This window comes from Segatella sinensis, assembly GCF_040095255.1.
Lineage (GTDB): Bacteria > Bacteroidota > Bacteroidia > Bacteroidales > Bacteroidaceae > Prevotella > Prevotella sinensis.
This window is the reverse complement of record NZ_JBBNGE010000084.1, coordinates 1-8333: the sequence shown is the minus strand read 5'-3', so window position 1 is coordinate 8333 and position 8333 is coordinate 1. Positions and strand designations below refer to the sequence as shown.

Sequence of the window (8333 nt, the reverse complement as noted above, 5' to 3'; positions counted from 1 at the left end):
AAGGGCAAAAGCTTTCAATTTCAAAGCTTTTGCCCTTTCAGGGCGACTTTTTTGTATTTGTTCTAAAACCCAGGGCGCTGCCCTGGGCTAGGTGCTTCTGCCCTTTCAGGGCGTATTGGATGTGACTTATGACACACCTTCTTTTTATTTCTTTCTGATGAGTGTCAAGCCATCGCGCAGCGGCAGGATGACTACTTCTACCCTAGGGTCGTTGGCAATCAGGTCATTGAATGCACGGATGCCCTTGGTCTGATGGTCGCGGTTGTAGGCTGGGTCGATGACGTGCCCGTCCCACAGCGTATTGTCTGCCAGAATATAACCGCCAGGATTCAGAATCTTCATCACCATCTCGTATGTCTCAATATAGGTGCGCTTGTCGCCATCCACGAAAGCCAGGTCAAACATCACCCCCAGTTTGGGTGCTTCTTCGTTGGCATCGCCAATACGGAAATCAATCTTGTCGGCAACATCTGAACCCTCAATCCAGGGACGAGTGAAATCTTCCATCTCGTCATTGATTTCGAAAGTATAGAGCTTGCCTCCTTCCTGCAATCCCTGAGCCAGACAGATGGCGCTGTAGCCACTGAAGGTTCCCACCTCAAGAATATTCTTGGGGCGAATCATCTGCACCAGTATCTTGAGTAATCTGCCCTGGATGTGACCACTCGCCATACGTCCGTGAATGGTATGGATATTGGTGGCACGGTAGAGGCGATAGAGGTAATCTCCTTCTGGCTCAATATGTTGGCAGATGTATTTGTCTATCAATTCTGTTTCGGTCATCTTACTCCCCGTTTTCCTTTTGTGATAAGATTCCTGCGATGGCAAGGTCGTAGGAAGCCAGACCGAATCCACAGATGACTCCCAGGCAGGCGCAGGAGATGTAAGAGTGATGGCGGAACTCCTCGCGCTTGTGCACATTGGAGATATGCACCTCTACGCAAGGGCATTTCATGCTGCGGATGCAATCCTGCAAGGCAATGCTGGTGTGGGTGTAGGCACCCGCATTGAGCACTACGCCATCGTAGGTGAAGCCTACTTCCTGCAACTTATTGATAAGCTCGCCCTCGATGTTGCTCTGATAGTATTCTATCTCTACATCAGGGTATTTAGCCTTCAACTTAGGCAGATAGCTCTCGAAAGAATTGCTGCCATAAATGCCTGGCTCGCGAACGCCCAGGAGGTTCAAATTAGGACCATTGATAATCTGTATCTTCATAATCACATGATTTTTTAAGTCTGTATCATTAATTTTTTGTATCTTTGCAGATGCATAGGTTATCTATCTCATAGCTAACCCTGATGCAAAGGTAATAATAAAATTGGAAACTGACAAGAAATTAGATAAGAAAATGGCAAATGACATCATCAGGAATTATATGAGGTACCTCAAGCTGGAGCGAAACTATACGTATAATACGCTTGAGGCATATCGCCACGACCTGGAATATCTCATAGATTATGCCCGCCAGAACGATGTGGCACTGGTTGATATGAAGCTGGAAAATCTGGAGAACTTCTCGGCAAGTCTTCACGACAATGGCATCGTTGCCCGCTCACAGGCACGCATCCTCTGTGGGGTGCGCTCCTTCTACCGTTATCTGGTGACCGACGGCTATATCAAGGATGATCCTACCGAACTGTTGCCTTCGCCGCAGATAGGCGAACATTTGCCGGAATATCTCTCTGTAGAGGAGGTGGATATGCTGGAGGCAGCCATCGATCTCTCGAAATGGGAAGGGCAGCGCAACAAGGCTATCATCGAAACCCTTTTCTCCTGCGGACTGCGTGTTACGGAACTGGTGAATCTCAAGATCAGTCAGATCTTTGAGGAGGATAAGTTTATCAGAGTTCTGGGAAAGGGAAGGAAGGAGAGGCTGGTGCCTATCTCTGACAGGGCATTGAAGGAAATTCACCTGTGGTACATCGACCGCAATCTCATGAAGATCAAGCCCGGAGAGGAAGATTATGTCTTTCTGAACCGCAGAGGTGCCCATCTTACCCGTGTGATGATTCTCATCATGATCAAGAATGCGGCACAGGATGCGGGTATCAAGAAAACCATTTCGCCCCATACGCTGAGACACAGTTTTGCCACCGCTCTGCTCAAGGGTGGAGCCGACCTGAGAGTGATTCAGGCACTGTTGGGACACGAGGACATCGGAACCACGGAAATCTATACGCATATCGAAACTTCCGACCTCAGGGATGCCATCTTATACCATCATCCACGCAATATCAGGCACAGGAAAGAGTAAATGGTTATGATTCAGCTACAAAAGGAGGATTATTCGGCTGTATTTGCTCTATTTTTCGGCTGAATATGGCAGAATCTGAAAAAAAATGTGTAACTTTGCAGCCGCAAAATAAAGAACATCAATTAATAACAGAAAATAAAGGAAAAATATGGCATATTTGTTTTCATCAGAATCAGTTTCTGAAGGACATCCAGATAAGGTGGCCGACCAGATTTCAGATGCTTTGCTCGATCAGTTCCTGGCATACGATGACCATGCTCACTGCGCTATCGAGAGCTTCTGTACTACTGGTCAGGTAGTAATCATGGGCGAGGTTCGCTCTAATGTATATGTTGACTTGCAGACTATCGCCCGCAAGACCATCAAGAAGATCGGTTATACCAAGAGCGAGTATCAGTTTGACGGTGACTCTTGTGGCGTGCTCACTGCCATCCACGAGCAGAGTGATGACATCAACCGCGGTGTAAGCCGTGAGGAGGATGAGAATCAGGGTGCTGGCGACCAGGGTATGATGTTCGGTTACGCTACAAACGAAACCGCAAACTACATGCCTGTATCACTCGACCTGGCACAGCTCATCATGCGTGTGCTTGCTGATATCCGCAAGGAGGGTAAGGTGATGACTTATCTTCGTCCAGACTCTAAGAGCCAGGTTACCATCGAGTACTCAGACGATAATATCCCACAGCGCATCGATACCATCGTGCTTTCTACCCAGCACGATGACTTCATCAAGAAGTCAAATGGCGAGGACGATGATGATGCTATGTTGGCAAAGATTCGTGAGGATGTGATCAATATCCTGATTCCAAGAGTAAAGACTCACTTGAGCGATAAGGTATTGGCTCTCTTCAACGACGACATCAAGTACTTCGTAAACCCTACCGGTAAGTTCGTAATTGGTGGTCCTCATGGAGATACAGGTCTTACCGGCCGTAAGATCATCGTAGATACATACGGTGGCAAGGGTGCTCACGGTGGTGGTGCCTTCTCTGGCAAGGATTCTAGTAAGGTGGACCGTTCTGCAGCTTATGCAACCCGTTACATCGCCAAGAACATGGTAGCTGCCGGCGTGGCAGACGAGATGTTGGTTCAGGTAAGTTACGCTATCGGCGTGGCAGAGCCTGTAAGCATCTACGTAAATACCTATGGCAGAAGCCATGTGAATATGGCCGACAGCGAGATTGCCAAGAAGATTGCCGAGATGTTTGATCTCCGTCCAAAGGCTATCGAGCGCCAGTTGAAGTTGCGTCAGCCAATGTTCTTTGAAACTGCCGCATACGGACACATGGGTCGTAAGAACGAGGTAGTGGAGAAGACCTTCACCAGCCGTTATCACGAAGCAAAGACCATGAAGGTAGAGCTCTTCACATGGGAGAAGCTCGATAAGGTAGATGAAATCAAGAAGGCTTTCGGTCTTTAAGGAACGAATAACAATAAGAGAGCGGTTTCTTAGGAAATCGATAGAAAAGAATGGTGCAGCAAGCAGATTCGATACATACAGGTCTGGAGATTGAAGCTGAATTACAGCAGCAATCTGTCCAGCAAAAACATAGCAGCCAACTCACACCTAAACAGGTGCTGAGTTGGCTGCCTAAGAATGCGACCCCTGCCCAACAGGATTCCATGATCAGGGCGCACGTCAAACCCTGTGAGATTACTCACTGGAGCGGGATGCCCGATACCCTGCATCTGCCTGGACACAAGGCAGGCAAGAGTTTCAGAGATGTGAGCTTGCCACAATACTATCGTGAGTCGTTCTTCTCGAAAGACTCGCTCTTCCATCCTGAGCTAAGAGGTGGAAGACTGGGTGTGGCGGGTGATCCGGTGCCTTATACGGTGGCGGGCGACAACTTCATTACCTCGTTGCTGCTTTTGTGCTTTGTGTTGGCATGTATTGCATTCTCCAAGTCGAAGCATTTCGTTTTCCGCCAGGCAAAGGCCTTCTTCCGCGTTCAGCGAGAGGGAACTACGGTGATTACGGAGACGAGTTCGGAGGTTCGCTTCCAGTTCTTCTTTGTATTGCAGACCTGCCTGCTGGTGGCACTCGGATACTTCTTCTACTCGAAGGCATCCATCAGCGATACGTTTACCATCGAGCAGAATTGGGTAATCTGTATCTATGCCGGATATGTGATGAGCTATTGCCTGATCAAGGCTTTGCTCTATACCATAGCGGGTCTGGTATTCTTCGACAAGAAAAAAAATGAACAATGGCTCAAGGCGTATCTCTTCCTGTTATCCTGTGAGGGAGTACTGCTGTTTCCGGTAGTTATGCTCCTGTCTTACTTCGACTTATCGCTCCAGGTAGCAGTGATATATACCATAATTGTACTTGTATTGGTGAAAATATTGTCATTTTATAAGAGTTATCTTATATTTTTTAAAAGAAATGGCTTGTTTTTGCAGATAATTTTGTACTTTTGTGCCCTTGAAGTAGTACCTCTGTCTGCCCTTTGGGGTGGACTCGTATTAATCAGTCATTATTTGAAAATAAACTTTTAAGACAAGATGATTAAAAAAATTTTAGTTTCTCAGCCAAAACCGGCAAGTGAGAAATCTCCTTACTATGATATCGAGAAGGAGTACGGCGTAGAATGTGTGTTCCGCCCATTCTTTAAGGTTGAGGGACTTACAGCGAAAGAATTCCGTCAGCAGAAGATTAATCTGTTAGACTATACTGCAGTCGTTTTTACATCTCGCCATGCAGTGGACAATTACTTCAAATTAGCCAAGGAGATGCGTATTACCATTCCTGAGGATATGAAGTATTTCTGTGTTATTGAAACCATCGCACTCTATATCCAGAAGTATGTACAGTATCGTAAGCGCAAGGTCTTCTTCGGTGATACTGGCAAGATCGACGGATTGATGGCACAGATGAGTCGTCATAAAGGAGAGAAATATCTCGTTCCACTGAGTAGTGTGCACAATGATGATGTGAAGAACCTTCTCGACGAGAAGAAGCTGAATCATACTGAGTGCGTGATGTATCGCACGATAAGCAATGACTTCACAGAGGAAGAAATCAAGTCGTTCGACTATGATATGATGATTTTCTTCAGTCCTACAGGAGTAAAAGCCCTGAAGAAGAACTTCCCTAAGTTTGAGCAGGGCAAGATTGCTCTCGGTGCTTTCGGTCCGGCAACCATGAAGACTGTAACTGACGAAGGTCTTCGCATCGACTTGGAGGCTCCTACCAAGGAGTTCCCATCCATGACTGGAGCGCTGAAGGATTATCTGAAGCGAAACAATAAATAAGAAACTATATGATGTTGACAGAAACAGATAACACTTTCGGAAAGAGAGAGCACCTATGCAAGCAGACGCTCATAGACCAGCTCTTTAGCGGTAAAGCCCATGTTATGACGGCTTGGCCCTTGAAGATGGTGTATCTTGTTGTTGACAAGACTGATGAGCAGAGTGCTTCTGTAGAACTGATGGTAAGCGTGTCGAAGCGATTCTTCAAGAGAGCCGTGAAACGCAATCGGGTGAAAAGACAGATCCGTGAAGCTTACCGCACCCAGAAGCATGAGCTGATGGAGCGTATGGCACAGATGCCCGACAAGCAGCTGCTGCTTGCCGTCATCTGGCAGGATGGCAAACTGCACGATTCGGCTGAGCTGAATGCCAAGATGAACAAGAACCTGCAACGATTGGTAGAGAAACTATGAAGTATCTGCATATCGTCTGGCATGGAATCGTAAAAGTACTGACCTGGCTGTTGGTACTTCCTATCCTGTTCTATCAGAAGTGCATCACTCCCTATACACCGCCATCATGCCGCTTTCAGCCAACTTGCTCTGAATATGCCAGGCAAGCCATACGGAAGCATGGACCTTTCAAGGGGCTGGCTTTGGCAATATGGCGTATCTTGAGATGCAACCCTTGGGGTGGTTCGGGCTATGATCCCGTGCCGTAAGTTTCCGGCTGTTTCGCTGGGCCCCTTATACATATTATATAATATATAAAGAAATCACATTCGATGGCAAAAAATTTTGTTGAAGAATTGAAATGGCGTGGTATGCTGGCACAGATTATGCCAGGTACTGAGGAATACCTTAACACCCACATGGTGTCTGCCTATCTCGGAACAGACCCTACTGCAGACTCTCTGCACATCGGTCACCTTTGCGGTATCATGATGTTGCGTCACTTGCAGCGTTGTGGCCATAAGCCTTATCTCCTCGTGGGAGGTGCTACAGGTATGATTGGTGACCCTTCTGGCAAGAGCCAGGAGCGTAATCTGCTTGACTCTGAGACTCTCTATCATAACCAGGAAGCTATCAAGAAGCAGGTATCTAAGTTCCTCGACTTCGATGGCAATGAGCCTAACAAGGCAGAGTTGGTTAACAACTACGACTGGATGAAGGACTTCACCTTCCTCGACTTTGCGCGAGTGGTAGGTAAGCACATCACAGTCAACTATATGATGGCTAAGGATAGCGTGCAGAAGCGCTTGAACGGTGAGGCTCGTGACGGTTTGTCTTTCACAGAGTTCACCTATCAGTTGCTCCAGGGCTACGACTTCCTCTATCAGTATGAGAAGTATGGCGTGCGCCTCCAGTTGGGTGGTAATGACCAGTGGGGTAACATGACTACCGGTACTGAGTTGATTCACCGCACATTGGGTAACGATGCAGAGTGCTTCTGCCTCACTTGTCCTTTGATTACCAAGGCAGACGGCAAGAAGTTCGGTAAGACAGAGAGTGGTAACATCTGGTTGGATCGCAACCGCACAACTCCTTATGCTTTCTACCAGTTCTGGTTGAACGTAAGCGATGATGATGCTGAGAAGTATATCAAGATCTTCACCGACCTCGACAAGGAGACTATCGATGCCCTCGTAGAGGAGCACAAGCAGGATCCTGGTCGCCGTGTACTCCAGAAGCGTCTGGCTGAGGAGGTTACCGTAATGGTTCACTCACAGGAGGACTTGGATATGGCTATCGCAGCCAGCAACATCCTCTTCGGTAAGGCTACCAAGGAGAATCTGGCACAGCTCGATGAGGCTACATTGAACGATGTATTCGCCAATGTTCCTCACTACGACCTCGACAAGAACCTGCTCGGTGGTACAGCCGTAGATCTCTTCAATCAGGAGGGTATGCAGATCTTCCCAAGCAAGAGCGAGATGCGCAAGCTCGTTAAGGGTGGTGGCGTTTCTCTCAACAAGGAGAAACTCGCTGCTTTCGACCAGGTTGTAACTGCTGATGACCTGATTGACGGCAAGTATCTTTTGGTTCAGAAAGGTAAGAAGAACTACTTCTTGATTACCGTTAAGTAATCGTTAAAAGTATTGAAAATATTTGGTAGTGGAGAAAAAATCCACTACCTTTGCATCCGATTTGCTTGTCCTATGGTGTAATGGTAGCACTACAGTTTTTGGTTCTGTCAGTGGTGGTTCGAATCCGCCTGGGACAACAGATAATGAAATAACCCTTCAGGTCTTTGCGGATTTGAAGGGTTATTTTGTTATATAAGAGTTTAGTTTAGGTAGAGAAGGTTTATGCAAGAGATAGACTTGATATTTCAGCACTATTATCGTCCGCTATGTCTTTATGCCACTCATTATCTGCATGATATCGATGAGGCTGAAGACGTGGTGCAGGATTGTTTTGTGAAATTGATAAGTAGGAACATCATGCCGGAAAACATCAAGGCTTTCTTATATACCTCTGTGCGCAATGCCTGAATCGACCGTTTGCGCCGCCAGTCTCCGATAGATACGGAGATTTCTCCTTCTGACTTGAGCGGCACAATTTCTGATGACCAGGCACAGGAAAGTTCTTTCCGGGAGGCAGAACTGTGGACGGCTATCGAGCTATTGCCCGAACGATGCAGGGAAATCTTCCTGATGAGCAAGCGTGACGGTATGACTTATCGGGAGATTGCCGAAGAACTCAACCTGTCGGAAAAGACCGTAGAACATCAGATTTCCAAGGCTTTAAAGACCTTACGAGGCAAGAAAGATGATTTTCTTGCAGATTTTTTCTATATCCTTAATTCCGCAACACTATAGTTTAACATTATTTATAAGTGCCTGAGCAACAAAAAGTTGCCCAGGATTTTGCC

At 46.8% G+C, this 8333-nt stretch carries 9 protein-coding genes, 1 tRNA gene and 1 pseudogene; 9 read left to right on the top strand and 2 right to left on the bottom strand.

The window, feature by feature from the left end; translation table 11 throughout:
• Positions 1-144: 144 nt before the first annotated feature.
• Positions 145-783 (bottom strand): O-methyltransferase, encoded by a 639-nt coding sequence (locus tag AAAT87_RS14585; protein WP_349226823.1) that lies wholly within the window; start codon positions 781-783, stop codon positions 145-147.
• Between the two features lies 1 nt (position 784).
• A complete protein-coding gene (aroQ, locus tag AAAT87_RS14580; protein WP_089545330.1) occupies positions 785-1219 on the bottom strand; it encodes a type II 3-dehydroquinate dehydratase in 435 nt (144 codons plus the stop codon).
• 133 nt (positions 1220-1352) lie between these two features.
• Between aroQ and AAAT87_RS14575 the strand changes: the two genes are divergently transcribed.
• The 9 genes and pseudogenes from AAAT87_RS14575 to AAAT87_RS14535 all read left to right on the top strand — a co-directional run bounded on the left by AAAT87_RS14575 (position 1353) and on the right by AAAT87_RS14535 (position 8280).
• Positions 1353-2258: a tyrosine recombinase gene (locus AAAT87_RS14575; protein WP_349226822.1), complete on the top strand. Its 906-nt coding sequence runs from the start codon at positions 1353-1355 to the stop codon at positions 2256-2258.
• A 148-nt stretch (positions 2259-2406) separates the two neighbouring features.
• Entirely contained in the window at positions 2407-3681 is a 1275-nt protein-coding gene (gene metK / locus AAAT87_RS14570; protein WP_295024010.1) for a methionine adenosyltransferase, read from the top strand.
• Between the two features lie 50 nt (positions 3682-3731).
• A complete protein-coding gene (locus AAAT87_RS14565; protein ID WP_153089638.1) occupies positions 3732-4763 on the top strand; it encodes a DUF4271 domain-containing protein in 1032 nt (343 codons plus the stop codon).
• 6 nt (positions 4764-4769) lie between these two features.
• Complete coding sequence (locus AAAT87_RS14560) at positions 4770-5519, top strand: uroporphyrinogen-III synthase (RefSeq protein WP_295024007.1); 750 nt, start codon at positions 4770-4772, stop codon at positions 5517-5519.
• Between the two features lie 8 nt (positions 5520-5527).
• Positions 5528-5932 (top strand): ribonuclease P protein component, encoded by a 405-nt coding sequence (rnpA, locus tag AAAT87_RS14555; RefSeq protein ID WP_254919012.1) that lies wholly within the window; start codon positions 5528-5530, stop codon positions 5930-5932.
• Positions 5929-6180, top strand: a complete 252-nt coding sequence (gene yidD / locus AAAT87_RS14550) for a membrane protein insertion efficiency factor YidD (protein WP_153097075.1) — start codon at positions 5929-5931, stop codon at positions 6178-6180. The genes rnpA and yidD overlap by 4 nt, the downstream gene beginning before the upstream one ends.
• 63 nt (positions 6181-6243) lie before the next feature.
• Entirely contained in the window at positions 6244-7545 is a 1302-nt protein-coding gene (gene tyrS, locus AAAT87_RS14545; RefSeq protein WP_089545324.1) for a tyrosine--tRNA ligase, read from the top strand.
• Between the two features lie 66 nt (positions 7546-7611).
• Positions 7612-7682, top strand: a tRNA-Gln gene (locus tag AAAT87_RS14540).
• 85 nt (positions 7683-7767) lie between these two features.
• Positions 7768-8280 (top strand): annotated as a pseudogene (locus AAAT87_RS14535) (RNA polymerase sigma-70 factor).
• Positions 8281-8333: the final 53 nt, after the last annotated feature.

What these genes read in the sequence shown, in the direction of transcription:
- metK (WP_295024010.1), top strand. Translation starts at nt 2,407, where the DNA reads ATGGCATATTTGTTTTCATCAGAATCAGTTTCTGAAGGACATCCAGAT.
- rnpA (WP_254919012.1), top strand. Translation starts at nt 5,528, where the DNA reads ATGATGTTGACAGAAACAGATAACACTTTCGGAAAGAGAGAGCACCTA.
- AAAT87_RS14585 (WP_349226823.1), bottom strand. Translation starts at nt 783, where the DNA reads ATGACCGAAACAGAATTGATAGACAAATACATCTGCCAACATATTGAG.
- aroQ (WP_089545330.1), bottom strand. Translation starts at nt 1,219, where the DNA reads ATGAAGATACAGATTATCAATGGTCCTAATTTGAACCTCCTGGGCGTT.
- tyrS (WP_089545324.1), top strand. Translation starts at nt 6,244, where the DNA reads ATGGCAAAAAATTTTGTTGAAGAATTGAAATGGCGTGGTATGCTGGCA.
- AAAT87_RS14565 (WP_153089638.1), top strand. Translation starts at nt 3,732, where the DNA reads ATGGTGCAGCAAGCAGATTCGATACATACAGGTCTGGAGATTGAAGCT.
- AAAT87_RS14560 (WP_295024007.1), top strand. Translation starts at nt 4,770, where the DNA reads ATGATTAAAAAAATTTTAGTTTCTCAGCCAAAACCGGCAAGTGAGAAA.
- yidD (WP_153097075.1), top strand. Translation starts at nt 5,929, where the DNA reads ATGAAGTATCTGCATATCGTCTGGCATGGAATCGTAAAAGTACTGACC.
- AAAT87_RS14575 (WP_349226822.1), top strand. Translation starts at nt 1,353, where the DNA reads ATGGCAAATGACATCATCAGGAATTATATGAGGTACCTCAAGCTGGAG.